The 25,848-nt window shown below is 56.4% G+C and carries 23 protein-coding genes; 8 read left to right on the top strand and 15 right to left on the bottom strand.

Features of this window, described 5'->3' with window-relative positions; all coding sequences use genetic code 11:
• Positions 1-15: 15 nt before the first annotated feature.
• Together FY528_RS16260 and prmA are read right to left on the bottom strand one after the other, a co-directional pair.
• On the bottom strand, positions 16-5,304 hold the full coding sequence (locus FY528_RS16260) for a hypothetical protein (protein WP_149072080.1): 5,289 nt from the start codon (positions 5,302-5,304) through the stop codon (positions 16-18).
• A 212-nt stretch (positions 5,305-5,516) separates the two neighbouring features.
• A complete protein-coding gene (gene prmA / locus FY528_RS16255) occupies positions 5,517-6,347 on the bottom strand; it encodes a 50S ribosomal protein L11 methyltransferase (protein WP_149072079.1) in 831 nt (276 codons plus the stop codon).
• A gap of 172 nt (positions 6,348-6,519) precedes the next feature.
• Between prmA and FY528_RS16250 the strand changes: the two genes are divergently transcribed.
• Both FY528_RS16250 and FY528_RS16245 read left to right on the top strand, forming a co-directional pair.
• Positions 6,520-7,224, top strand: a complete 705-nt coding sequence (locus tag FY528_RS16250; RefSeq protein WP_149072078.1) for a hypothetical protein — start codon at positions 6,520-6,522, stop codon at positions 7,222-7,224.
• 14 nt (positions 7,225-7,238) lie between these two features.
• On the top strand, positions 7,239-7,565 hold the full coding sequence (locus FY528_RS16245) for an OmpA family protein (protein ID WP_149072077.1): 327 nt from the start codon (positions 7,239-7,241) through the stop codon (positions 7,563-7,565).
• An 80-nt stretch (positions 7,566-7,645) separates the two neighbouring features.
• Here FY528_RS16245 and FY528_RS16240 read toward each other — a convergent pair whose 3' ends face one another.
• The 4 genes from FY528_RS16240 to uvrA form a co-directional block, all read right to left on the bottom strand.
• On the bottom strand, positions 7,646-8,029 hold the full coding sequence (locus FY528_RS16240) for a 7(1) septoil knot domain-containing protein (RefSeq protein WP_149072076.1): 384 nt from the start codon (positions 8,027-8,029) through the stop codon (positions 7,646-7,648).
• Positions 8,030-8,165: 136 nt separating this feature from the next.
• Positions 8,166-8,930, bottom strand: coding sequence for a triose-phosphate isomerase (tpiA, locus tag FY528_RS16235; RefSeq protein ID WP_149072075.1), 765 nt, complete (start codon positions 8,928-8,930; stop codon positions 8,166-8,168).
• Between the two features lie 81 nt (positions 8,931-9,011).
• On the bottom strand, positions 9,012-9,806 hold the full coding sequence (locus FY528_RS16230) for a TspO-related membrane protein (RefSeq protein ID WP_149072074.1): 795 nt from the start codon (positions 9,804-9,806) through the stop codon (positions 9,012-9,014).
• A 121-nt stretch (positions 9,807-9,927) separates the two neighbouring features.
• Positions 9,928-12,762 (bottom strand): excinuclease ABC subunit UvrA, encoded by a 2,835-nt coding sequence (gene uvrA, locus FY528_RS16225; protein WP_149072073.1) that lies wholly within the window; start codon positions 12,760-12,762, stop codon positions 9,928-9,930.
• Positions 12,763-13,080: 318 nt separating this feature from the next.
• Here uvrA and FY528_RS16220 point away from each other — a divergent pair, with 318 nt between their 5' ends.
• Both FY528_RS16220 and FY528_RS16215 read left to right on the top strand, forming a co-directional pair.
• Positions 13,081-13,452: a helix-turn-helix domain-containing protein gene (locus tag FY528_RS16220; RefSeq protein WP_149072072.1), complete on the top strand. Its 372-nt coding sequence runs from the start codon at positions 13,081-13,083 to the stop codon at positions 13,450-13,452.
• A gap of 34 nt (positions 13,453-13,486) precedes the next feature.
• Positions 13,487-14,050: an IS630 family transposase gene (locus tag FY528_RS16215; protein WP_149072071.1), complete on the top strand. Its 564-nt coding sequence runs from the start codon at positions 13,487-13,489 to the stop codon at positions 14,048-14,050.
• A gap of 67 nt (positions 14,051-14,117) precedes the next feature.
• Here FY528_RS16215 and FY528_RS16210 read toward each other — a convergent pair whose 3' ends face one another.
• From FY528_RS16210 to FY528_RS16180, 7 genes are all read right to left on the bottom strand, one after another.
• A complete protein-coding gene (locus tag FY528_RS16210; RefSeq protein WP_149072070.1) occupies positions 14,118-14,582 on the bottom strand; it encodes an IS1 family transposase in 465 nt (154 codons plus the stop codon).
• Positions 14,539-14,850, bottom strand: a complete 312-nt coding sequence (locus FY528_RS16205) for an IS1/IS1595 family N-terminal zinc-binding domain-containing protein (protein WP_149072069.1) — start codon at positions 14,848-14,850, stop codon at positions 14,539-14,541. Before FY528_RS16205 ends, FY528_RS16210 begins: the two co-directional genes overlap by 44 nt.
• A gap of 190 nt (positions 14,851-15,040) precedes the next feature.
• Positions 15,041-16,450 carry a DUF6056 family protein gene (locus FY528_RS16200; RefSeq protein ID WP_149072068.1) on the bottom strand — a complete coding sequence of 470 codons (1,410 nt, stop codon included), beginning with the start codon at positions 16,448-16,450 and terminating at the stop codon, positions 15,041-15,043.
• A gap of 9 nt (positions 16,451-16,459) precedes the next feature.
• A complete protein-coding gene (locus tag FY528_RS16195; RefSeq protein ID WP_149072067.1) occupies positions 16,460-17,386 on the bottom strand; it encodes a glycosyltransferase family 2 protein in 927 nt (308 codons plus the stop codon).
• A 5-nt stretch (positions 17,387-17,391) separates the two neighbouring features.
• Positions 17,392-18,504, bottom strand: coding sequence for a DegT/DnrJ/EryC1/StrS family aminotransferase (locus FY528_RS16190; RefSeq protein ID WP_149072066.1), 1,113 nt, complete (start codon positions 18,502-18,504; stop codon positions 17,392-17,394).
• A gap of 17 nt (positions 18,505-18,521) precedes the next feature.
• Positions 18,522-19,454, bottom strand: a complete 933-nt coding sequence (locus FY528_RS16185; RefSeq protein WP_149072065.1) for a hypothetical protein — start codon at positions 19,452-19,454, stop codon at positions 18,522-18,524.
• Positions 19,442-19,846, bottom strand: coding sequence for a sugar 3,4-ketoisomerase (locus FY528_RS16180; protein WP_149072064.1), 405 nt, complete (start codon positions 19,844-19,846; stop codon positions 19,442-19,444). The genes FY528_RS16185 and FY528_RS16180 overlap by 13 nt, the downstream gene beginning before the upstream one ends.
• A 360-nt stretch (positions 19,847-20,206) precedes the next feature.
• Here FY528_RS16180 and FY528_RS16175 point away from each other — a divergent pair, with 360 nt between their 5' ends.
• The 3 genes from FY528_RS16175 to FY528_RS16165 all read left to right on the top strand — a co-directional run bounded on the left by FY528_RS16175 (position 20,207) and on the right by FY528_RS16165 (position 22,422).
• Positions 20,207-20,674, top strand: a complete 468-nt coding sequence (locus FY528_RS16175; protein ID WP_262384028.1) for a DUF4256 domain-containing protein — start codon at positions 20,207-20,209, stop codon at positions 20,672-20,674.
• 197 nt (positions 20,675-20,871) lie between these two features.
• The gene (locus FY528_RS16170) at positions 20,872-21,333 is read left to right on the top strand and encodes a nuclear transport factor 2 family protein (protein ID WP_149072062.1); all 462 of its coding nucleotides are present in this window, start codon (positions 20,872-20,874) and stop codon (positions 21,331-21,333) included.
• Between the two features lie 162 nt (positions 21,334-21,495).
• A complete protein-coding gene (locus FY528_RS16165) occupies positions 21,496-22,422 on the top strand; it encodes an ADP-ribosylglycohydrolase family protein (protein WP_187632157.1) in 927 nt (308 codons plus the stop codon).
• Between the two features lie 24 nt (positions 22,423-22,446).
• On the opposite strand, the gene FY528_RS16160 is transcribed toward FY528_RS16165, so the two are convergent.
• Positions 22,447-23,166 carry an SGNH/GDSL hydrolase family protein gene (locus tag FY528_RS16160; protein ID WP_149072060.1) on the bottom strand — a complete coding sequence of 240 codons (720 nt, stop codon included), beginning with the start codon at positions 23,164-23,166 and terminating at the stop codon, positions 22,447-22,449.
• Between the two features lie 42 nt (positions 23,167-23,208).
• The gene (locus tag FY528_RS16155) at positions 23,209-24,108 is read right to left on the bottom strand and encodes a PD40 domain-containing protein (RefSeq protein WP_149072059.1); all 900 of its coding nucleotides are present in this window, start codon (positions 24,106-24,108) and stop codon (positions 23,209-23,211) included.
• 227 nt (positions 24,109-24,335) lie between these two features.
• On the opposite strand from FY528_RS16155, the gene FY528_RS16150 reads away from it, so the two are divergent.
• Entirely contained in the window at positions 24,336-25,790 is a 1,455-nt protein-coding gene (locus tag FY528_RS16150) for an alpha/beta hydrolase family protein (protein ID WP_149072058.1), read from the top strand.
• Positions 25,791-25,848: the final 58 nt, after the last annotated feature.

The raw sequence follows: 25,848 nt of genomic DNA, 5'->3' as shown, positions 1-25,848 counted from the left end.
TTGTGAACTAGAAGACTATTGCTCGCCGAAGGGGTCGTCGGCAGATTCTTTCTTCTTCTTTTTCTTCTTGCTGGTATCCTCGGCCGGGGCCGTGGGCGTGTCCACGGTGGGCTCGGTCACCACGGGCTCGTCCTTCTTCTTTTTCTTTTTGCCGGTGTCCTCCGCTGGTGCGGCCTCGGTAGGTGTAGCGGCCGGCTCCTCGGTGGCATCGTCTTTCTTCTTTTTCTTTTTGCGGTCTACCGGGGCATCGTCGATGGGGGCATCGGCGGCGGGTTCCGTAGAAACGTCGAACTCCGTGCCTTTCTTCTTCTTTTTCTTCTTGTCGGTTTCCTCGGTGGCTTCGGGGTCCGGCTCGGGCTGGGTGGTCACAATTTTCTTGGCGGCGTCCTTGCCGGTGAGGCCCAGGTAGGTTTTGCGGAAGCGCGTCAGGAAGGACTGCACTTCCTGGTCGTCGCCGAGGAAGAAGCCGTACTCCGTGGCCGTGTTGTAGTCGCCCTTGGCCTTAAAGCCCACAATCTCGTCGTAGGAGCCGTGCTGGGCTTTGGTGAGCACCGTGTTGTTGGCGTACTTGATGTAGTACCAGGTCTGCGGTTCGGCTTCCAGGTACATTTCCACCACGTCGCCCGTCGACTCCTTCTTGATTTCAATGAAGCCGTCAATTTCGGCGTTGATGTCCTTTTTGTAGATACTAATCAAGCCAATCTTGCCGGTCGAGTACCAGGCCCGCTGCTTGTCAGACCACACCAGCTTTACGCGGTTGAGCACGATGGTGCGCAGCAGCTTGGGCGAGAGTTTCTGCAGGGGCGAATAGCCGCCTTTACGGTTCTGGTACTGCTGCACGGATTTGCTACCCACAAATTCCCCCAGCTTCAGGTATTCTTCCCGGGTGCCAGTCATAGCCTCGGGCAAGCCCTTGGCGTAGCGGCCCATGTCTTCGGCCATGGCAATAATGGCTTTTTCCGGTAGGTTGATGTCCAGCGCCATAAACGTGTCCAGCTCGTAGCGGCTGCTGTCGGGCTTGCCTTTGCCAATGGCCGCAGCCTCCAGCGTATAGTCCTTGTTGGAGGTAATCAGCTCTACTTTGCCCCGGAAGCCCATGGCAGTAGTCGAGTCGTTGAAGGTTAGCACGCTGCCTTCGTACACGTCGGGGTTTTCTTCCTGACGGCCCATCCGGAAGGTGCGCTTGGCCGCGTCAAAGCTCAGTGTGCCATCCACCTGGAAGATGTTCTGGTCGGTTACGCTGGCTTTCTGGCCCACAAAAAGCGGGTACACACGGTTCGTTTCCGACAGGAACAGCCCCGTAAACAAGGGAGTACCATCTTCGGCCTTGGGGTCCTGCACGCGCAGCTGGATCCGCTTGGGGTCGATGGAATCCTGCACAGCAAACCAAGTGGAGGCCGTGGCATTCTTCACAAACTCCAGCTTCGACTGCCCATCGAAGGCAAACCGCTTCTTCTTCGAGTTCATGATGGCACTGCCCCGGTACGCAATGCGCGGTGCCAGATGAAACTTGTCTTCGGCTTTAATGGAAACCGTAGCCAGCGTAGACGGTCCAATCTTAGGCCCGTCGCCGCCGCGCCCCAGGAGGCGGGCGCCAATGCCTTTGCCCGTGCTGGCTGTCAGCCCCGACAGCGCCTGCGAGGAGTCGATGCGGAAGTTGGCAAACTTCAGGGCGAAAGAGTCGGCAGCGGCGTTTTTGTAGCTGTAAAGGGCATTGCCGGTGAAAGCCAGTCGCGACTGAATGTCTACTTCGCCCTGGTAGAGTTGGTGGTACTTCTGGAGGGTATCCATCGTTACGCGGGCGTTGCGGAAAGCGCGCATATCGGCGTTGGCGGCCACGTACACCTTGTTGGAGTCGGGCTCAATCCAGGCATCGGCCGAGGAAATGCGGGGCACGCCACCGGCCATCAGCTGGTACTTCCGCAGGTCATACACCCCGCTCGAGGCCTGGAACTTCAGGCCGTGTTGGTCGGGCTTGGTGGAGTAGAAGTACGAGCGGGTAGAGTCGGCGCCTGGGGTCACCCGGAAGACAATGGTTTTCTTCTTGAAGTCCCACTTACCCCCACTCAGCGAAGTGCGGTACTGCGTGTAAGGCAGCTCCACGTTGGCCACCCCGGCTTTTTCCGGGGAGAAGTCCGCGAAGCCCTGCTTGATGTCGTAGTCGATGGCCACGTCGGTGGCTTTCACGGCCGGCTTGTTTTCCTCACTCGACTTGATGCTGAGCGTGGCGCCCGTGCCTTTGTAGTGGTGCTGCAGGAAGGTGAAGTTGCGCGAGCGAACTAAGGACTGCGGCCCTTCGATGCGGCCATTGCCGTAGAGGCCAGTCGGCGTCAGCACGGCTTCGCCCCGGTAGCTAAAGGCCCCACCGTAGAAGCGCATGTCCTGCCCCGATTTGGCGGTGCTCCAGTACATAGAGTCCTTGCGCACGGCCCACTTCATCTGGTAGCCGGGCAGCAGGTCCACTTTCGGATACTCGGCTCCCTGGTAGGGCCCCTCGGCCAGCGAGGCTGTGGTACCCACCGTCACCACGGAGTCTTTGTAGAAGATGAACTGCTTGCTTTGGAGCGTGGCAGCCAGGTACTTGATTTCGCCAATACCCTGAATACCGCGGTTGCTCATCTTCACGGTATTGAACAGCTTGCCCTTGCCCCCGTAGAGCGGGAAGCCTTCCTTGGGCAGCTGGTACACGAAGCCCAGGGAACCATCGTCCTGCATCGAGAGCTTGGTTTCGAAGGCCGGCATGATGCCGCCGGTTACGAACTTACCCTTGAAGCCCACCGCCGAGCGGTTTTTGTTGTTCAGCGAGTCGATGCGGAACGGCGGGATGTCAAAGTACACGGTGGTATCGTAGGCGCCGCCCAGCACCTCGGGCTTGTCGAAGAATACGTAGGCCCCGGTGGTAGCGTCAAACGACGGGTAAGAGCCTATCTTCTTGCGGCCCGACTTGTTCTTGGGGTGGTTGATGTAGAGCTTACCCGCCGAGTTCTTGCTCTTGTTGGTCAGGGTCCAGTCCACGTCTTTGCGCGCCTTCATCACCGAGCCCTTCGAGTTTTTCCCCTTCACGATGATGGAGTCTATCTTCACCAGGTCCACGTAGAAGCCGTCGTAATCGAAGCGAAATTCCTTGCCTTTGAACACGAAAGCCGAGGCCACCAGGGTGCCGTTGAACTCGATATTGCGGTTTTTGAGGATGCGCACCACGCTGCTGTCGGGCTGCACAAATACTGCTACTGAGTCGTCGGAGAAGTTGAACCGGTCCACTCCGCGCACGGTCAGCACCTTGTTATCGAGGTTGAGCACGGCATTGCGCCCGCCCGGTGCCACCGACTTGATGGCAATGTGGTCGTAGTCTTTTTTGCCCCGGGCCGAGCTGACATAGTGCGAAGCCTTAGGCAGCAGCGACACGGTGTTGCCGTCGGGATTCAGGCGCACGTACCCATCCCGCGCCAGTCCGGCCATGGCCGAGCGCACGTTGGGCTCACTGAGTTTGAACTCCTGCACCAGGTCACCAATGGAAAACGTCTTCACGTTTTCGTGGGCCGTGCTGTAACCCACCACCATCTGTAGTGGGTGCATCCGGTTGATGCCTTTAATCTGCTGGTAGCGGGTGTTGGTGTAGAACTCGCGCGACTCAAACGTGGCGGCCACCTGGTTTTTGGCCGTCAGCATGGAGAAGTTCATCAGCGGGGTATTGATGGGCCACGTCAGTAGCTCCGTCGTTATTTCCATCTGATGGTAAGAGTCGTAGTAAGGCGTGGTTTTGTAAAGGCCTTCTTCCCGGGCCAGCTGCAGCACCTGCCGGGCTTTCGAGAATTTGAGCTTCACGCCGGGGTGATATACGGAGTCCACCTTGTCTTCGTAAATAGACACGGCCGCCCTGCTCGAAGAGAGCAGCGTATCGCCCAGCTCATAGGCGCGGGCCGAAGCCCGGAACTTGGTTACGCCATTGGCCTGCACGCTGATGGTCGACAACGAGCCGTCGAGGCTGGCGCTGAAGGCCCGCTGTCCGTTGAGGGCAAAGCCCCCAACGTACTTGATGTTGTCGCCGATGTTCTTGACGCGGGCATCGTTGGTGAGGGAAATAAAGCGCGGATACGACGAATCGGTGCTGCCGGGCTTTTTCTTGAGGCTCTTAAACGACAGCGCACCTTTCACCGGGCTTTCCAGCACGGCGGCGTACGTCATCGTCACGGGCTCGGCCTTGAACTCGGGCTTGCCCATGTCCATATCGAAGTGCGTGAGGTCGGCTGTTACGGGGTTGCCCTTCACTTGCCAGGCATACTGCCCGCCGTAGCCCACAAAGCGGTTAGTGAGCGGCACGGCAAAGCCCGTGGTTTTGGTAATCAGGGCCGAGTCGGCACCGAAGCTGCCTACCAGCAGGTCCACGTCCTTCAGCACAATCACTGGGCCGCGGGTTGGCGGGGCCATGTAGTCGTCGAAATACGTGGGCGCGGCCGGGGTGGGCTCGGGCTCGGGTTCTTTCACGGGCGCAGCGGCCGGTTTAGCCCCAGCGGTTTTGGGGGCTGGTTTGGCCGGGGCCTTCTTGGCGGGTGCCCCCCACCCATCGTTGCTGGAGGAGCCCCAGCCATCATTGGTGCCCCAGTCGGCTACGGTGTCCCAGCCATCAGTGCTTTTCTTTTTAGCGGGCTTGGCGGCCGGTTTGGTGGTTTTGATGGCAGCACCGGTGCGTACGGGCTCCGAAACCGTAGGCGTGGGCTCCGGCGCTACGGCCGGCTCCAACGACTGGTCGGTTTGGTTATAGGCGAAAGAAAACCCGCCGCGCACCAGCTGCACGCGGTTGTAGCGCGAATAGTAGAGGCGGTTGGTTTGCAGAAACAGCGTCACGGCATTCAGAAACTTTTCCGTGTCGCGTACCTGCTCCCGATCCAGGGTGGTGCTGATGGTCGTCAGTAGGCCATCCATTTGCTGGTCGCTCAGGTTCTGCTTGGTAGCGCCGGCCAGAATAGCGTTGAAAAACGTTTCAAAGTGCGGCCGGGGCTTGAAGCGTTTGGCCAGCAGCCGCTGCGAAATATCCACGATAAGCCGCTGCTGGGAGGCCGTGAGCTTGTTACTGGCCCAGAGGGTTTGCAGGGAAACACCACTGGCAATGGCGGCCGGGTTTTTGGTTGAGGCCATCATGGCCTGCACATCAATGATGTACTGGGCCGGGTCGGTGGACAGCTTGCCAGGCTGGGTGCGTGGGGCCGCGGGAGCCGCAGCCGGAGCGGCCGGCTGCTGTGCCCAAGCTTCCACCGAAACGAGCAGCAGCGCTGCCCATAGCCAACCAATTACTACTTGCTTCATACTCAATACCGTCAGAACAGACTTATTCGTCTCCAATTTCGCTAAAATTCACCGCATTCACGCGTAACCTGATTGAGAGTTGCTTAAGGGCACTAGCACTGTGGCAAACAGGTTCTTGCGCTGCCTAACGCTAACCAGACGCGCAATAGTGCCCGTAGTTGCCCCCGGTTTTGTACTATCGGGCCGGGGGCCGTCGGCGGCTGCGTGTGGGCCTATTTCCGGAAAATGGCCGACACCCAGTGGTTGCGGGTGCGCATCGATTCGTAGGTGAAGCCCGCCTGCTCAGCCGCCGTGCGAATCAGCGGCAGGTCCTCCTCATAAAAGCCGGAAAACAGAATGGGGCCGCCCGGCTTCAGATACTGCCCGTAGGCGGCCATATCTTCCAGCAGGACGTTACGGTTGATGTTGGCCAGGATAATATCGAACGGGGCCTCCCCTTCCAGGGCCGAAATGTCGCCGAGGCGGGCTTCTACGCGGTCCTGCACGTTGTTTTCGGCGGCATTATCGGCGGCGTTTTCGGCCGTCCAGGGCTCTACATCCACGGCCAGCACTGAAGTAGCGCCGAGCTGCACAGCCATAACGGCCAGAATGCCGGTGCCACAGCCCATGTCCAGCACCCGCTTGCCCTGATGGTCGATGGTGAGCTGGTTTTCAATCATCAGCGCCGTGGTATCGTGGTGGCCCGTGCCGAAGGACATGCGCGGCATAATCACGATTTCGTGCTTCAAATCGGGCCGGGCCGGGTGGAAAGGGGCCCGCACCGAAACCTGATCGGCAATGACCAGGGGCTGGAAGTTCTTTTCCCACTCGGCGTTCCAGTTCTGGCGCGTGATGGTGCGGTGGCTGTGCTCCAGCTCGCCCAGGCCCTCGTAGCGGCTCATGATTTCGGCCACATCATCGGGGTTGAATACGTCTTCGGTAGTATAGGCGCAGAAGCCTTCGTCGTTGTCTTCGAAGGTGTCGAAGCCAACTTCGGCCAGCTCGGCCACCAAAATATCCGACAACTCGCCGGGAGCTTTTACGCGCAGTTCAATGAAATCCATGAGCAAATGGGGAAAGGTAAGATCGGGAAGCCGGCTGCACCGGGCCAGACAAAGTTCGGGCAAAAAACCTGCTTACTTACCACTTACATCCTGGTGTTCTATTTTTATAATAATATTTCAATATAAATATGCCTTTATTTTACCTTTCGATTCTCAACTTATTCCCCTTCGCATGAAAAACACGCTGCGCTATCTTTCCCTGACTGGCCTGCTGGCCACCACACTTTCTGCCTGCGGCAGCAAGGACCAGGCTGAGACAGCCACGACGAGTACAACGCCCGAAGCCCCCGCCGCCGCAACGGCCCCCGCCGAAGCGTCCGAGGCGACTACTACCCCGGCGGCCCCAGCGGCTACTTTCGACCTCAGTACGGTGCCTGTTTCCGCGGAAAACCTGGGCCAGTTTCCCTACTTCGCCGGCCTGACTACCTACGAAGAAAACACCAGCAACAGCGAAGAGTACGACTTTGAGCGGGCCTACGTGTATGACGGCAAAAACCTGATACCCGTGGAGGGGAAAGTCTCCCAGCGCCTACTCAACCCCAAGAACGGGGAGAAGAAAGCCTCCGAGCTAATGATTCGCCGCAACTACGAAACATTGGTTACCGGCCTGGGCGGCGTGAAAGTCTTTTCAGGCAAAGTCCCCCAGGAAGTCATCGACAAAGTAGGCTCGGATGAGGTGTATAAGCACGGCAAATGGAGCATTGGCAACGACCACGAAACTGACACCTACGTCATCCGCCAGAAAGACAAGGAGGTGTGGGTGCAGGTGACGGCCCTGGGCGCTACCGATGCCAACTACAACCTCACCGTAACTGAGCGGGCTGCCATGCCCCAGCAAGCCGCGGTGATACCCGCCCAGGAGTTAAAAAAAAACTAGATACGGACGGGCGTATCGCCCTGTACATCAACTTCGACACGGATAAAGCCACCATCCGGCCCGAGTCGGCGGCAACCGTAGCGGAAGTGCTTCGGCTACTGCAGCAGAACCCCGCATTGCGCCTGGCCGTGCAGGGCCACACCGACAACAGCGGCACGGCCCCGCACAACCAGCAGCTTTCCGAAGCCCGCGCGGCCGCTGTGGTGACTACCCTCACGCAAGCGGGCATCCCGTCTTCGCGGTTGCAGTCGGCAGGTTTTGGGCAAAGCAAGCCGCTGGCTGACAACGCCACAGAAGCCGGCAAAGCCCAAAACCGCCGGGTAGAACTGGTGAAGCTGTAACGGAGTGAACTTTCCATTACATAAGAGGGGCCGTATCCATACTTGGATGCGGCCCCTCTTATATTTGAAATCCAGCAATGTTACTTCCCGTTGCGGCAGCCGGCGTAGGAGCGAATTTTGGTATACTGAATACTGAAATCGGCCAAGGCGCGGTTGTCCGTCACGAACAGCACGTAATCGGCGAAGTCGCGGGCTCCGGTGAAGTACCAGAAGCCGGCTTTATCGGCGAAGAGCTTGTTGTTTTCCTGGTACACCAGCACATCGGCAAAAGTCTCTTCCGGCTCCACATACACCGTAGCAAAGCACTGGCTGCGGCGGCGCGGGTCCTTTTCCAAGAAAATGGAGCCATAAATCTGGCAGGGCTCCACCGAGGCCACTACCGGCGCAGCGTTAAATGGCACAGCCGGCGTGGGCTGAAACGGATTCAGCGTGAGGAACCCGGAGAGTAACAGACTTGTGAGCATGGAGAATGGCTAAGACTCGTCTTTCCGACAATTATCCGGCCGAAATAAGTTCGTGGTCGTTCCGAATGAAGCGAGGAACCTGCGTCGGTTTGTTGACATGCTTACCCCAGATTCCTCGCTTCGCTCAGAATGACAATTAGAACGACTTGATAATCTCGGTGAAGTCGCGGGACTTGAGGGAAGCGCCGCCGATGAGGCCACCGTCTACGTCGGGCTGGCTGAACAGCTCCCGGGCGTTCTGGGCGTTGGCCGAGCCACCGTAGAGGATGCTCGTGTTCAGGGCTGCCTCGGCGTCGTAGGCGCGGGCAATCTGCTCCCGGATGAAGGCGTGCACTTCCTGGGCCTGCTGGCTGGTAGCCGTTTTGCCGGTGCCAATGGCCCAGATGGGCTCATAGGCAATTACTACCTGGTCGAACTCCTCGTTGCTGAGGTGGAACAGGCCGTCTTTCAGCTGCTTCTCGATGAAGTTGAAAGTCTCGTCGGCCTCGCGGGTTTCCAGCGACTCACCCACGCAGAAAATGGGCTTGAGGCCGGCGGCCAGCGCGGCTTTCAATTTCTGGCTGAGCAGCTCGTCGTCTTCCCCGAAGTACTGGCGGCGCTCCGAGTGGCCCAGAATCACGTACTCCGCCCCTACCGACTGTAGCATCTTAGCCGATACCTCGCCGGTGAAAGCGCCGGTTTCCTTTTGGTGGCAGTTTTGCGCGCCCAGGTGGAAGCGGCCACCCGCGGGCAGCTGGCGGCCAATGGCCGACAGGAACGGGAACGGCGGGCACACCACCACTTCCACGGCCGAGCCGGTAACCTCGTCCTGCACCATGTTGACGATTTCGGAAATCAGGGCCTGGCCGTCCTGCAACGTGGTGTTCATTTTCCAGTTGCCGGCCACAATGTTCTTACGCATAGCGAAGGGAGAGTTTGATCTGAAGGAGACTTGATTGTGGCCGCAAGGTAAGCGCTACGCCGCTGAATGCCTTGGCCCTGCCTACCGGCGCTTTTGCCACACCAGCCAGGCGGCAGCCGCTACCAGCGTGAGGGCCGCGCTCAGGGCCACGCCCGCCAGCCCCGGGGCGTTGCCGCTCCGGGCCAGCCCAATGCCCACCAGCCCCCAGGCCAGCGTGAGCGGGTAGGCCAGCTCCCGAAACTGGTGCGTAACCACCACGCCCAGGACCAGCACCACGTTGAGCAGCAGCATGGCCACCGTGGTAGCCGTGCTGGCCGAAGGCTGCCACACCGTGCTCAGCCACAACGACACGTTCAGGACCGTGGCCACCGTAATCCAGCCGAAGTACAGCCCCAGCGGGATGCTGCTGGCCCATCCGGCCTGCCCGCTGCGAACTAGGCGCCGGGCGCGGCTGTACGCCACCGCCAGCGACGCCAGAATCACGAGCATGATCAGCACACTCACCGCCAGCTTTTCGTAGGCAAAGGCCACCAGCCAGCCGGCTGTGGCCACGTTGGCTAGAATAAAGGGCTCGGCCACGGCCGTGGGCAAGGGCTGGCGCCGCTGCGCCGGCAGCAGCTGCCAGATGGCGTAAACCAGGATACCCAGAAAAATCAGCCCCCAGATGCTGAACGCGTAGCCTGCCGGCGTGAGCAAGGTGTAGTACTTGCCGGAAACCACCGCGTTGGTTTGCCCATTGAAGGGGTAGCGCTGGGCCACGTAGTTGCACAGCAGGTTGCCGAGCACCGCGCCCAGCACCAGCCAGCGCCACAAACGGCTTTCGGGCTGGGCAGCGGTAGCAACGGCACCCGGGGCAGTAGAGGAGGTCGTGTTCATGAGGCGAATATGCTCCTAAAACTATCATTCCGCGCGGAGTGAGGACGCCAGGCAGCCCCAGACGGGCAGCGGCGTTTCCTCGCTCCACGCGGAATGACAAGTTGGAACGCGCCGCCGGTTCCTATAGCTTCTCGGCCAGGAAGCGGGCGGTGTGGTTGGTGTCTTTGAGCTTCACCATCTCCTCGGGCGTGCCCTCAAACAGCAGATGGCCGCCGTTGATGCCGCCTTCGGGGCCCAGGTCAATCACCCAGTCGGCGCACTTGATGATGTCCATGTTGTGCTCGATGATGAGCACCGAGTTGCCCTGCTCCACCAGCGCATTGAGGGCCGTCATCAGCTTGTTGATGTCGTGGAAGTGCAGGCCGGTGCTGGGCTCGTCGAAAATGAACAGGATTTTATCGTTCTGCAGGGTGTTGCCTTTAGTCAGGAACGAGGCCAGCTTCACGCGCTGGGCCTCCCCGCCCGACAGCGTGTTGGCCGACTGCCCCAGCCGAATGTAGCCCAGGCCCACATCATCGAGCGGCTTGAGGCGCTCCACGATTTTGGGCTGGTCCTTGAAGAAGGTGATGCTGTCCTCAATGGTCATGTCGAGCACGTCGTTGATGGCCTTGTCCTGGAACTTCACGTCCAGCACGTCCTGCTTGAACTTGCGGCCCTCACAGGCTTCGCAGGTCAGGTAGATGTCGGCCATGAACTGCATTTCAATCTTCACCTGGCCCTCGCCCTGGCACACCTCGCAGCGCCCTCCGTCGATGTTGAAGGAGAAGTGCGAGGGTTTGAAGCCCCGGGCCTTGGCCAGCGGCTGATCGGCAAACAGCGTGCGGATGGCGTCGTAGGCCTTCACGTAGGTGACGGGGTTCGAGCGGCTGCTCTTGCCGATGGGGTTCTGGTCGACGAACTCCACGTGGGTTACCTGGCCGTTTACGCCGGTGAGGCGGTCGAACTTGCCGGTGGCTTCGCCCGCGCCGCCGCCCAGCTGCTTGAGCAGAGCCGGGGCCAGAATCCGCCGGATCAGGGTGCTTTTGCCCGAGCCCGATACGCCCGTCACCACCGTCATCACGTTCAGCGGAAACTTCACCGACACGTTTTTGAGGTTGTTTTCGCGGGCCCCGGTCAGCTCCAGCGCGTTGCGCCAGGGGCGGCGGGTTTTGGGCACTTCCACTGCCATACGGCCGCTCAGGTACTGGCCGGTGTAGGTGTCGGAGGCCAGTACCTCGGCGTAGGTGCCCTGGAACTGCAGAATGCCGCCGCCCGAGCCGGCCTCGGGCCCGATGTCGATGATCTGGTCGGCCTGCTCCATCATCTTGTCCTCGTGCTCCACCACAATCACGGTGTTGCCGAGCTGCTGCAAGGAGCGCAGCACACCAATGAGCTGCTCGGCATCCTTGGGGTGCAGACCGATGCTGGGCTCATCGAGAATGTACATGGAGCCCACCAGCGCCGAACCCAGCGAGGTAGCCAACGAAATCCGCTGGCTTTCCCCGCCCGAGAGCGTGCTGCTGAGGCGGTTAAGCGTGAGGTAGCCCAGCCCCACCCGGTTCAGGTACTCCAGGCGGTTGGTTACTTCCGTTACCAGGCGCTCGGCTACCTTGGCTTCGTGCTCGGGCAGGTCCAGGGTCTGGAAAAACTCCAGCGCCCGGCTCACCGGCAGCAGCACCAGGTCGGTAATGCTCTGGCCCTGAATCTTGACGTACTGGGCGTCTTTGCGCAGGCGGGTGCCGCGGCAGTCGGGGCAGGTGGTACGGCCCCGGTAGCGGCTCTGCAGCACCCGGTACTGGATTTTGTGGGTCTGCTCGCTCACCCACTTAAAGTAAGCGTCGAGGCCGTCGAAGTACTTGTTGCCCTTCCAGAGCAGGGTGCGTTCGGCTTCCGTCAGCTCGTTGTAGGGCCGGTGAATCGGGAAGTCGAAGCGGATGCCATTTTTGAGCAGGGGCTTCAGCCACTCGCTCTGCTTGTCGGTACGCCAAGGGGCAATGGCGCCCTCATACACTGTCAGGCTCTTATCGGGAATAACGAGGTCCTCGTCAATACCCAGCACCGAGCCGAACCCTTCGCAGGTCTGGCAGGCGCCGTAAGGGTTGTTGAAGGAGAAGAAGTTGACGCTCGGCTCCTCAAACACCAGCCCGTCCAGCTCAAACCGGTCGGAGAAAGTGCGGGTTTCCTCGTCCATCTTCACGATGCAGGTGCCGTGGCCCTCGAAGAAGGCGGTCTGCACCGAGTCGGCGAGGCGGAACATCAGGTCTTCATCGCCCGGCTGGATGGCGGTGCGGTCAATCATGATGAACACGTCGCCCTGCACTTCGGGCTGGCCTTCGGCAATCAGCTCTTCAATAAAGGCCGTTTCGCCGTTCACCACCACGCGGCTGTAGCCTTTCTGAAGCAGCAAATCCAGCTCCTTGCTCATTGGGCGGCCATCTTCGGAGGGCAGCAATGGGGAGAGCAGCGTCACGCGGGTGCCCTCCGGCAGCTGCATGAGGTAGTCCACCACGTCGGCCACGTTATCCTTTTTCACCTGCTCCCCGCTTACGGGCGAGTAGGTGCGGCCCACCCGCGCAAACAGCAGCTTGAGGTAGTCGTAGATTTCGGTGCTGGTGCCCACGGTGGAGCGGTTGTTCTTGATGCTGACCTTCTGCTCGATGGCAATGGCCGGCGAGATGCCCCGGATGTAGTCCACATCGGGCTTGTCCATGCGGCCCAGAAACTGGCGGGCGTAGGAGCTCAGGCTCTCCACGTACATGCGCTGGCCCTCGGCGTAGAGCGTATCAAACGCCAACGACGACTTACCTGAGCCCGACAAGCCCGTAACGACAATAAACTTGTTGCGCGGCAAAGCCACGCTGAGGTTTTTCAGATTGTGAACCCGGGCGTTTTTGATGAGGATAAACTCGCGCGGGTCGAGGTGGTCAATGGGGTCGGCCGCGGGGGCGGCTACTTGCAGATCGGTAGTGGAGGCCATAGGTCGGTAAACAACGGCGCCCGGGAGTTTGGTTTCCTGTAGTTTCCGGGGGCGCGGTTTAGGTCAGGCGAAGGTACGGCGGGGGCGGCTGGGATGGTTGCCTAACGCAACACCAGTTGCAAAGGAAGCAGCGGCAAGCAGGCTACCGTTGGTATGCTCACTGCTACTATCTTGCGCAATAAGAATCCATCGCGGCCGCGGTGAATTACAGCAATCCGGACGCTGTTTGTCATTTCATTAATTAACCACACGAGAACAGTACTATAGCGGTTTCGTGAACGGTGTAGCTTCTTTTACATAAGATACGTACCCCGTTGTATGCAAGCCTATTCTTTGGATTTGCGCCAGCGCGTGGCGCAGGCGCTGGCCGAGCCGGGTGCCCGGCAGGCGCAGGTGGCGGCCCGCTTTTGCGTGAGCCTGGCCTTCGTGGGCAAACTGCTGCGTCGGCAGCGGCACACCGGCTCGCTGGCGGCGCTGCCCGGCCGGGGCGGGCCGCCGCGGTGCCTGGACGCGGCGGGGCAGGCATGGCTGGTGGCGCAGGTCGGGCGCCAGTCGGACGTGACGCTGGCCGAGTTGCGCGACGCGCTAGCGGCCGACACGGGGCAGCGGGTGAGCGTGGGCTCGGTCTGGCGCGTGCTAGACGAGCACGGGCTACGCCGCAAAAAAAAGCCTGCACGCCACCGAGCGTGACACGCAGCGCGTGCACGAACTGCGGCGCCAGTAGGTGGAAACAGTGAGCGGGCGCGGCGACGTGCACCGGTTTTACTTTCTGGACGAGACCGGTCTGCGCCTGGATTACACGCGGCGTTACACGCGGCGTTACGCGCGGGCCGTGGGCGGCCGGCGCGCGGGCGGGGCCGTGCCGCTGCGGCGCGGTAAGAGCCTGACGCTGATCGGGGCGCTGGGCGTGCGCGGGCTCAAAGCCGTGCAGGTGCTGGACGGAGCGTTAGACCAGCGCAGATTCGCCTTCTACATCAGCCAAGTGCTGGGTCCGCAACTGCGCCGCGGCGACGTGCTGGTGCTCGACAACCTGCCGGTGCATAAGCTCGGCGGCTTGCACGAGGAACTGGCCCGGCGCGGCGTCGAGGTGCTGTTTTTGCCGCCCTACTCGCCCGACTTTGCCCCCGTTGAGCAGGCTTGGAGCAAGCTCAAAACCAAGCTCCGTCAGGCCCAAGCCCGTACCCGCCAGGCGCTGGAGCAAGCGTTGCAAACCGCCATCGACTGGATTACCAGCCGCGACGCCAAAGCCTGGTTCAACCACTGCGGCTACCACGTACACCGTTCATGATTCCGCTATAGCTCCAGTAGTACCAAGCAGCCCAGCATCACGACAGAGTTAAATGCTTGGCGGTGGTCTAAAAGGTGGTTTTGCTGAATGTTCGTTTCTGTTCGCATTGCCGGTTATGCTCGTCAATAACAAGTTGGATGCGGACGTGGTGCATCTTTAAGCACCGGCTGAACGAGCAGGACTTGCGCACAAGCACCGCGCACTTCTGGCGCAAGGAACAGTTGATGGCCTCCACTACACTGGTCTGCCCGCTGCCTTTGGGGCTGGGCCGGTGTGCCGCCGGCGGCAACACCCGTCGGTACGCTTCCCACTCGTCCGTGAAATACCAGGTGCCCATGCGGTAGGCGGCCGGCAACGCCTGCCACAGCCGCCGGGCCGTGGCGTGCCCTCGCCCACCCAGTACCCAGGCCACGATGCGGCGCGTGTGCCGCTCGACGGCCAGCCAGAGCCATTTCTTGTGCTTCTTCCGGCCCACAAACGTCCACATCTCATCCAACTCCAGCACCCGGGGCCGGCTTGGCTTGGGCCGCAAGTGCGGGCTGACCTGCGCTTTTTTTTGCCAGCTTGGCCACCGTCATGCGCGAGACGCCCGTCAGGCGCACGATGGCCCGCTGCGAGACGCGTTCCACCAGTAGCTTCTCGACCTGGGCGTACTGGGCTGCCTTGCGCGGGGCCGCCGGCGTAAACACGGCTTGGTGTCGGCAGGCGGTGCACAGGTACTTGGCTTTGCCCTTGCTGTGCCCGTTCTTGCGCAGCGCCGTGCTGCCGCACTTACCGCAACAGATGGTGGTTTGAATCATGCCTCAACATAGCAAAAACCACCCTTTAGACCACCGCCAAATGCTTTTGCTTACACGCGCAAATTGGCATTAAACTCGTATGCAAAACCTGTTTTTTCGACTGTGCAAGGCATACACTATATTCGCATTCAGTTTATCATTTGACGAATACAACCGATAAATAGTCGCCATGGACTAATTGGTTATCTTTTCATTGCTCTTTTTTAATTGGAACAACTTTAACAGAATCAATTCCGAACCATTCAGCAAACCTAACATTATTCCAGGCACTAGATTTACTTTGCAAATCATAAAGGCTATTTTCGCCGACTTCATCGCGGATCAATACGTACCTTGGCGTTACACCGATAATTGGCTTCAATATCACTTCTTTATTTATATTAAGTTTCGCCTTAGCTACCTCTTTATACCTTATATTATATTGACTTAAGTATATGGGCGCTTCGATTATCCACTCAGCATATGCACGTGTTTCTATGTATGTCACATATGCAAAAATTAGGATATAAGAAAGTTTAGAATAAACACTTTTACTGTCATTAACAATATGACCTAAGTTATTCCAGCAAACAAATGTCCAACTAAAAATCAACCACCAATAAATCATATTAACGGACCTTTCAATAGCCGCATATCCAGAAATGTGATAAGGAAGCGAACCCAATACTATTCCAAAAAAAACAAAGAATAACTGATACCAAATTGGTACTTTGTTTAAGTAATCTAGTTTTACGAATATATTTTTCCCTAGGGAAAATACAAAAATGGGGAAGATGAGTATTAAAATCGTTGTGTATTGAGAGAATAAATATATTACAAATTTAATTGTTCTCTCTAGTATGATTATTGGACTGTATGAAAATGAATTGGAAAATTCATTAGACAATCTATTGCTATTGCCTGGTGCAGCGACAATTGCTATAAATCCAGAAAAAGCCAGAAGTATCCCTAAAAACAACATAAATTTTAACTTATCATTATCACGCTGTATAATATAGTGTAGCATTGCATTAATGATAATCCATCCAAGCAACATAAATGTAAGTTCATTTGATCCGGCACCCAAAATACATAAAATCCCCGATATTATTAAATTTTTTGCTCCTGATTTTGTTGTTAAATTCAAATGGTGTTTATAAAGAAAAACAGGCGTTAGAATTAATATTAAACAAGGAAATTGATAAACAGAAAAATAGGTAAATGAATACATTGCAGCGTATTTATCAGGGGAAATTATATAATAAAACAAAATAAAAACAGATGCTAAAGTATAATTAAATAATAATGACTTGTGCTTACTCGTGACACAACTAAGACAATAAGCGACAGAACTAATCTTTAGAATAAAACTGAATATAAAAACAAATTTTATGCCACTTAAAAAATCATATGATAAAGGATTTAGATATATTAGTAAAAAATTTGTAAAAAATCTTCCTGACCAATTGTTGAATAAATGAATATAAGCATCAAAAAAACCCATGTCTCTAGCCATAGATCCATTCCAGTAATCATCTAAGAATGGTTGGCCGTAAAACCCAAGAGCAAAAAATGGCAACCATAAGATTACCAAGATTATGAAATATTTAACTTTTTTCATTTTTTTCATTTAAAATTTATTCTTAATTACATATAAAGGTCTGTTACGAGAAGCATCCAAACCACGCCAAACATACTCCCCTATAACTCCTAAAGCAACCATCTGGAATGCTGAAACAAAGAGAAAAGCAACCATCATAGCTGACCAACCAGCAGGCTCATTCGAACCGTTTATCTTAAGGATGATGATGTATAATCCATAAAGTGTAGCTACTCCACCTAGAAGCAGCCCCAAAATCGAAATAGCACGAATAGGGAAGTATGAAAACGAGAGGATGGAATCAATGAACAGTTTAATCTTTTTAGTTAATGTCCAGCGTGATTTGCCTATTTCTCGTTTGCGACGAATATAAGGAATATTTACATATGGATATCCCAGCCATACCATCAAATAAAATAGGTTGCTATTTCGCTCTTGCATTTTAACAACCTGTTCCCGAATCTGACGATCGAATAATACGAAGTCGAATCCCCCATCTGGAATATTAGCTAGTGCAATCTTTTTCATAATGGAGTGAAATGTAGCAGCAAATAGCTGTTGCAAACCTGTTTCTTCCCGGTCCTGCCGGTTGCCAATCACTAGTTTGAAACCCTTCAGCCAGTATTCATACATTTGCAGCATGAGCTCTGGTGGATCCTGCATATCAGCGGTAATAATTACCGCACAGTCACCGGTTGCTTGAGCCATACCGGCGACGATAGCATTATAAGAACCAACATTACCAGCCAACTCAAGCACATGTACGCGCTCCGGATACCTGGATTTAAACTTCAGCAACTCGCGCAAAGTACCATCCTTAGATCCATCATCCACCAAAACATACTCAATTGTTACGTCGGCAGGAAATGATGCTTCGTTAGCCAGCAATGCGTTGGTCGTAACCGGAATATTTTCCTCGTTATAGTAGCAAGGAATGATGATGGAGAGCTTAGGCATTTTTGCTAGGAGGCCGATGACAGAAATTTACGAATAATCTCGCTCACCTTTTCTACCTGCTGTTGCGTCATTCCAGGCCATAGAGGAAGGCTCAGGCAGGTATTTGCAATCTCATTAGCCAAAGGAAATGCATTTGCATCAATCTGCAAATGAGCATATGCCTGTTGTTGATGGGGTGGGACAGGGTAATGGATTAAAGTACCGGCTCCTCGTTCCGTAAGGTGCTGTTGCAACGCATCTCGATGGGGCGTCCGTATCACATAGAGGTGATACACGTGCGTTGCCCCAAGAGCCGTTGCAGGTAAAACTATATTCGGAATATCAGCGAGGTAAGTATCATACCAAGCCGCTAGCTGTTTTCGTTGTTGCGTCCAAGTTGTTAGATAAGGCAATTTGACGCTCAGCACTGCCGCCTGCAACTCATCTAATCGAGAGTTATGACCAATTACTTCATTATAGTATTTGCGTTTTGATCCGTAGTTACGCAAGGTGAAGAGTTTCTCAGCTACTACTTCTTCACTGGTCGTTATAGCGCCGGCATCTCCCAAGGCGCCTAAGTTTTTGCCAGGATAGAAACTTGTACCATTAGCGTGCCCAAAGCTTCCTGTCAGTTGTCCTTGATATGTAGCACCCTGTGATTGGGCATTATCTTCCACAACCCAAAGATTATGGCGACGAGCAATGTCCATTAAAGAGACCATTTCGCAAGCCTGGCCGTATAGATGCACTGGCATTATGGCTTTCGTTCGCGCTGTGACAGCGGCTTCCACTAAGGCAGGGTCTAGATTATAGGTTGCTAGGTTTGGCTCTACTGGAACAGGAGTTGCGCCCAAAAAAGAGACTGCAAGCCACGTGGCGATGTACGTGTTAGACGGGACAATAACTTCGTCACCAGCTTGGATCCCTAATGCTTTTAGGGAAAGAAACAAGGCATCTAATCCGTTGGCTACCCCTATACAGTGGGCCGTTTGGGAATAATCGGCGTATTCTGCCTCAAATTGCTTAACGGCATTTCCAAGTACATACCATTGCGAGTCGAAAACTCGCGTCATTGCTTCAATTACCTGCGCTCGAATAGCTTGGTTCTGGGGCTCGAAGGAGAGAAATGGAATGGTCATGAAGGAATGTGCATCGCTCAGAACGAGCGTGAAAGGATATGAGAGCAACTGCCTAAGCGGAAGCCGAGCTTTTCGCACGTACGAAAAACCGCACGGTTAGTCGCTTGTGTGGTCATCAAGACATATTGGTGTTGTGCTTCACGAGCGCGGTGCAATGTTTCGGAGACTAGTTTATAGTGCCAGCCCCGATTTAAGGGCCCCACAGCCGTCAATGTGATTCGAGAAGCTTGAAAGCCCAACGTTTGCATATGCGGCAGCTGATCAGTAATTGCCAAAAAGGAATCTACGGGCAAATTCGACTCAGCAGGCACTAACACTGCATCGCAATATCCCTTGACGGCTTCACTGGCATAACGATACAGAAATGCATCTGCCTGCTCTAATGAAAACCATGCATCCGCATGAAACCGATCGTAGTTATTGCGCGCTTTCGCCGCAATTCGCCCAATGTGCTCTGCTTCCGTTACCATTGCATTTCGGACAGCATAACGCGGTAACGACAACGAATCGAGCTGATCATAATAAAAATGTAACCTCGTCTCTACGGTGCCCCACCCAGCTATGCCCAATGCCTGCGTGAGGCGGGTATCTTCAATTGGCAGATCTACATAGATATAACGTGCCCCTCGTTGTTTTAAGTCTAGGCAGAACGCCTCCACAGCGGTAGCTAACGCTAAAATCGGGGTACTAGCATCAAATAGGATGGTAAATAATCGATAGACGGGCGCCTGAAAAAATGCACTATCCCAGGGCAAGTAGGTATATAGAAATTGTGCGTCGCCGTGAGTAGCAATTGCCTGATGTTCTACCTGGCCAAATGAAGCTGCTAGACCACTCCCAAACAGCTTTTGCTGCTCGACCAGCGACAGTGTCCGCAAATAAGTGTAGGGCGAGTATGAAGCCAAGGCCTCGGCACGAGCCGCAACCAAGGATTTCTCTATGCTTGCCATACGCGTTTGAACTCCTCGTACTGACGAATATAGTCTGCTTCCTCGTAAGCTTGAGAAGCAAATACCAATTGGACAGCATTGTGAGAATACTGCATTGTATGCCAAGCATTTGGGGGAATATACAGGCCGGTATGAGGATCTTCTAACCTAAAGGTATGAATTTGTCCGTCAGGCATCTCTGTGGTTACGACAATTCTCCCTGCTACCGCCACCAGCACTTGTTCCGTTCGATGATGGGCATGCCGACCGCGAACGATGCTCTCAGGAGTATAATAGGTCCAAAAAATGCGTTCTATTGCAAACGGTAAGTGGGTTTGCTGCTCCGTTACTGAAATATAGCCGATGCCGGGAGCACCTAACTTGGGAAATTCAATTAAATAAGGATGTTGCATCGGCTCGACTTATATAGGTAGGTCAGTAGAAAAAAGCCCATTGGAAAGCAGGCAAGCTGGTTTAGAGTAGTTTACAACAAAAACAGCTGCCTGAACAAAGTTAATTGCCAAAGTTGAAAGCGCCAAAGATAAAGAACACACGACAAATAGCCCACTATGGAGGCGACTCTCTCAGACTAACCGCATTTAGCAATTTGGGCGAGTAGGGCGTCTAAATTGCCCTTTCCAGATAAATAAGGTAAGAAAACTGCTTTGGTTTCTTTAAAAAAAGAAGGCATTGGTAAAATAGCAGGTGGTTACTAAGTTGCTTCTAGTCGTCGATTATGTTCGTCGATAACGAGTTGAATGCGGACCCGATGCATGGCCAAGGAGCGACTGAAGGAAAAGCTGGAAGCAGCGGGTGAAAAGCTCTGGTCGCTCCAGGAGATGGAAAGAACCGGCGGCGAACCGGACGTTGTGGGGTATGATGCCAGCACGGACGAGTACCTTTTCTACGATTGCGCACCGGAAAGCCCCCAAGGTCGCAGAAGTTTCTGCTATGACCGGCCAGGCCAGGACTCCAGGCGCGAGGCAAAGCCAGCCAACAACGCGGTGGACATAGCTGCCGCTATGGGCATCGAGTTGCTCACAGAGGAGCAATACCGGCAGCTGCAACAGCTCGGGACGTTTGACGCAAAAACATCCAGCTGGCTGAAAACGCCGGCGGAAATCCGGCAGCTTGGCGGTGCCCTTTTCGCTGATTACCGGTACGGCCAGGTGTTCGTGTATCACAATGGCGCTGCTTCCTACTATGCCGCCCGGGGCTTCCGGGGTGCGCTCAGGGTATGAGGCATGGTGCATAGCCGGAACAACTACCTAGCAAACCGCCAATAGCGGCACCAGTCGGCGCTCAGGCGCAGGTGGCAACCGCCCAGCGGAGCAGGAAGGTCTGTGCTTTGGTTGATACCGCGCTGTGACTTTTGTAATTTACTTGCCTTCTGCACTTAAGCCGAGCGGCCTTGGTAAACGAACTATATAGCCACATTATGAAACGTCTCCTCCTACTGGTGCCGGTACTGCTGGTGGCCGGCTCCGCACTGGCCCAACGCACTTCGGCCGATCCTGCTCTCCTGGAAAAAATCCGGCGGCTGGACCTGGCCCACGCCCAAGCCATATTCCGCAGCGACGCGGCCGCCCTGGATAGCCTGATGAACGACGACGTGTCCGTCAACCACCCCACCAACCGCATAGTAAAAGAGAAGAAGGAGCTATTGGGCTTAATCAAGCAGGGCGTTATCCGCTACTCCGCCTTCGAGCGCACCCCCGAAAGCTTTCTTTTCTTTAAAGACATGGTGGTTGTTATGGGTGGCGAAGTAGTAGTGCCGGCCAAGGGGGCGCCCAACGCCGGCCAAAAGCTCCGGCGCCGCTATACCAACATCTGGCTGCTGCAGGATGGCAAGTGGAAGCTTAGCGTCCGGCACGCAAATAACGTTTGTGCTGGCAACTAAAAACCGAGGCTAGTGGCTTACCTCCCTTGCTTTTCTGGTGCCCCCCCGAAAACAGCCTCCAAAGATTAAGCAACCATCAAACGATGCCGCTGCACGAGGATGGAAGGAACAGATTAAAGGAATTGTATTGCTCCTCCCACTCAATCATTCGTATCGGGCAGTGTGAATAAAGCTCAGCAGAAAGTTCTTTTAGGGAAGTTTGAAGCTTGCCTGCTTTGCGGGGCGATTGGGGATGCCTGGGGCAGCAGTTTTGAAAACGAAGTAGGCGTCGTCAACGATACAACTACCTATTATGTAGGAGGCAAGCCAGCCAAAGCCCGAAAATGGGCTATTACGGATGATACGCAGCTGACGCTGGCAACATGTGAGGTGCTGGCCGCCGGCCCCTTCGACCCAGCCCGGCTGGGGCAGCAGTTTGTGGCTTACTTCCGGCAGGGGCAACTCACTGGGCTAGGCGCCAGCACCCTGAAAGCTATCCACGACACGGAAGCAGGCATTCACTGGACCCAGACGGGCCGCCGGGGTCAGTTTGCGGCGGGCAACGGAGCAGCTATGCGCATTGCACCCTTCGCATTTTATGACGCTACCACCTCACAACACCTATCTGACGCCTGCCGCATCACGCACCAAAACGATGATGCATACGCCGGGGCCCTGGCCGTGTACCTGGCCGTTCGGGCGGCACTACACCAAACCTGGACCGGTTACAATAACCTCTTGCTTCTGCTACTCCCGGACCTGCCCGACACCAACCTAACTGACCGCCTGCGGGAGTTGAGTTGCTTGCCGCCCGACGCCACCATTGCCGAGGTCGCCCAACTGGGCAACAATGGATACGTGGTCAACTCAGTGCCGTTTGCCTTGTTCTGCGCCTCCAAAATTCGGCAGCTAGGGCTAGCGAACCTGCTACTGCAGGTTATTGCCACTGGCGGCGACACTGATACCAATGCCTCTATTGCGGGCCAGATTTCTGGGGCGTTGCTCGGGTTGGCCGGCATCCCGACAGAGCTGTTCTTGAAATTAAAGCAGTTACCAGAATATCCCTGGATGAGAAAAATAATAGACAAGACGCTACTTGCTGGTTTCTAAGGCATTCCTGGCTGCCATCTAAGTTTACTTCTTCAATTTCAGCGCCTTCCCTACTACCTGAGTCCAAGCAGCGTACCCTGCGGGCGTCAGATGGAGGCTGTCAGACTCGTAGAATGCCGGGCGGGGCCGACCGTTGGGACCCAGCAAGGGAGTGGCTGTATCCACGAACCGCAGGTACTTAGGGTGCGCTTCGATATACTGACGGATGAGCTGGTTGGCTTCCTGCACTTTGGGATAGAGCGCCCAGCGTACCGGGCTGGGTTTAATGGCCAGAAACACCAGCGGCACCCGGCGCAGAGGCTGATGCTGGCGCATGCGCTTCTCAAACTCCCGAAAGGAAGCATACACCTGCTGCGGGGTGGCTCCGGCCCCCAGGTCGTTGTCGCCCTCGTAGAGCACTACCTGCCGGGGCCGGTAGCCCAGCACCAGCTCATCAAAAAGGTAGAGGGCATCAGGGAAGCGGGAGCCGCCGAAGCCGCGGTTGAGCACCGGCAGGCCGGGGAAATCCTGCTGCAGCGTGGTCCATTTGCGCACCGAGGAACTGCCATAGAACAGAATGGGCCGCTTAGGTGGCGGCGTAAGGCTGTCCTGCCGGGCGAAGGCGCGCACCTCGGCCGCCCATTGCGCGGGGTTGGTAGTAGAGGCGGCCGCCGTTTGGCCGAAGCCACGCAAGCTACCAAGCAGCAATACAGTGAGCACGGCCCACGGGCGCAGGTGGGAGCGGATGCGGGAGAAAGGTGCCATGCCGCAAAATAGCAGGCCACGGCTTCTGCGCCTGCTTAGGGCTTAGGGCTTCAGCCGCCGCAGAATTTCCCGGGGCAGCTTAAGCTCGGCGACGGGAATCGAATACAAATCTTCGCGCGTAATGACGGTGCCTTCCCGCACGGTGCGGGAGAAATACAGCGTCCGACCATCGGCCGACAGCAAGGGGCAAAACTCGGAAGCGTCGGTATTTACGGCGGGTCCCAGGTTATGCGGTGGGCTCCAGGTTTTTCCCCGGCGGTAGCTCACGTACAAATCGGTAGCGCCGAATCCGCCGGGCCGGTCCGAGAGAAACCACAGCACCTGGTCGTTGGCGGAAATGTAGGGGTTGCCGTCGGAGCTGGGGGTATTAAGCGGCCAGACCTCGGCGAGCTGATACGCTCCGTTTTTCCAGGCCGAGCGGTAAATATCCGATTTCCCCGGGCCTGCTTTTCGCGTCGAAGTAAAGTACATAGCCCCATTGCGCGCCACGGAGGCGTACGATTCGGAAGTAGAGTCCTGGGAAACAACGGGCACGCGCGTCGGCTCCGACCAGCCCCCACCGGCGGTGCGCTCTACTACCCACACGTCGAAGTTGGGCCGCTCACTGCCCCCGGCCTCCAAGGGGCGCGTCGAGTTAAAGTACAGGCGCCGCCCATCGGGCGAGAAGATGGGGTCAATATCCCGGTAGGCACTGGCAAAGGGTACCGGCGTGGGCGGCTGCCACCGCCCCCCTACCCGCTTGGCCTGCATCAGCCGCAACGAGGTCCGGGTTTTATCGGAATCGGTGAAGTAAGCTTCCTGCCCATCGGCCGACAAGGCCAGGCCAAACACGCCGCCATCGGAAAGGGTATCGGGGGCAAAGAGGCGGGCCTGAGCTGCTGCGCCGTGCGCCAGAGCCAATAGAAATATCCCAACAAGGGCAACCTGCGTAATCCGGCTCATAAAATCGATTATTGGCTATGTTATATACGACAGACCCTGGGGGTCGTCAAAAGCTGCTCTGGCACCATAAAATTCACTAATTACAGGATTATGCAAGGCCTGCTTAGTGGTTTTTTGCTAATTTCCGTAGGAGCAGTTGATGCGGCTGGCAAGTCTGGCCGGGGTTTGATAATTTCAGTCCCGTTTTTTGGAATTCGTGGCAGATTCTTGTCCTTATTTTTCACTTTATGAAGAAACCTATACCCGCGCTTTTCTTCTTCCTCTTGATCTGGTGGGCGCCTGTTCAATTGCTGGCCGGCGGTATCCCACCCGTGCTCAACGGGCAGTGGACGGGCCCGCTGAAAGTGCCCGGCGGCGAAATGGAGCTGATCATCACCATTGTGCCGCTGAGCACCGGGGGCTACTACGCGGCCCTGGACGTGCCCAAGCAGAAGGTGAGCCGGATGCCGGTCGATGCGCAGGTAAAGGGCCGCGACGTGCAGCTGCGCATTGACCAGGCCGGGAGCCGGTTTATCGGCAAGCTCAGCGAGGATGGCAAAATGATGGTGGGTACCTGGCAGCAGCCAGGCCTGACAAGTGAGCTAGTGCTGACGCGCACGGCTACCTCGGCCGTAAACGCTGCCTTCAAAGCCGCGCCTCCCTACAAAAAGGAGGAAGTTATTGTGCCGAATAAGGTGGCCAAGCTACGCCTGGGCGCTACCCTTACCATGCCCAGCGGCAGTGGTCCGTTCCCGGCCGTCGCCCTGGTTTCGGATATGGGCGCCCAGGACCGGGACGCTTCCCAGGAGCAGTACCGCATGTTTGCCATCCTGGCCGATTACCTCACGCGCCGCGGCTTCGCCGTACTTCGCTACGACGACCGGGGTGTGGGCCAGAGCCAGGGCAAGTACCTGGCCGCTACCACCGCCGATCTGGTGAGTGATGCGCAGGCGGCGCTGGGCTATCTGCGGGCCCACTACCGCGTGAAGAAAACCCAGGTAGGGCTCATTGGGCACGGCGAAGGCGCCAACATTGCCCTGCTGGCCGCCGCCCAACCCAAAGGCCCCGACTTCCTGATTTCCCTGGCGGGCTACGGGCAGTCGGGGCGGGAGGTGCTCCGCCAGCAGCAGGTGGAGATTATGCGGCTGATTGGGGCCAATACGGCGCAGGTGAAAGCCGCGCTGGACCTGGAAGACCGCATGGTGGAAACCATCCGGCAGACGCCCAACAATGCGCTGGCCCGGGCCAAGCTGGGCGTACTTCTCCGCCAGAACAACACCGATATCGACCATACTATGGTGTCGGCTCGCGCCGACCAGCTCACGTCCACCTGGTACCGCTTTTACCTGGATTTCGATCCTTCCGCTCGCCTCAGTGAGGTTAAGTGTCCCGTCCTGGCCCTCAACGGCACCGACGACTTACAAGTGGCTTCGGGCAAGAACTTATCTATCCTCAACAAAGGGCTGCGCAACAGCCCGGAGGTGAAAACGGAAAAGCTGGCCAACATCAACCATTGGTTTCAGCCCCCGCCGGCCGAATGGGCTATGGTGAATGGGCAGCAGCAGCCCGTATTTGCCCCCAAAGCCTTACAGCTCATCAACGACTGGCTGCAAAAGCAGACGCAGCCGGTAGTGTCATCGTCCCTAAAAAGCAAGCTGAACTCCCTCAAGCGCGCCTCCGCCGCCGATAAGCCCCGCGGCTAGGTTACCAGTCAGTGCAACAAAAAAGCCCTGCTGACCTTTACGAGGCAGCAGGGCTTTT

Source organism: Hymenobacter lutimineralis, assembly GCF_008271285.1.
GTDB lineage: Bacteria > Bacteroidota > Bacteroidia > Cytophagales > Hymenobacteraceae > Hymenobacter > Hymenobacter lutimineralis.
Note: the sequence above shows the minus strand (reverse complement) of the source record. Positions and strands in the feature narration are given on the sequence as shown.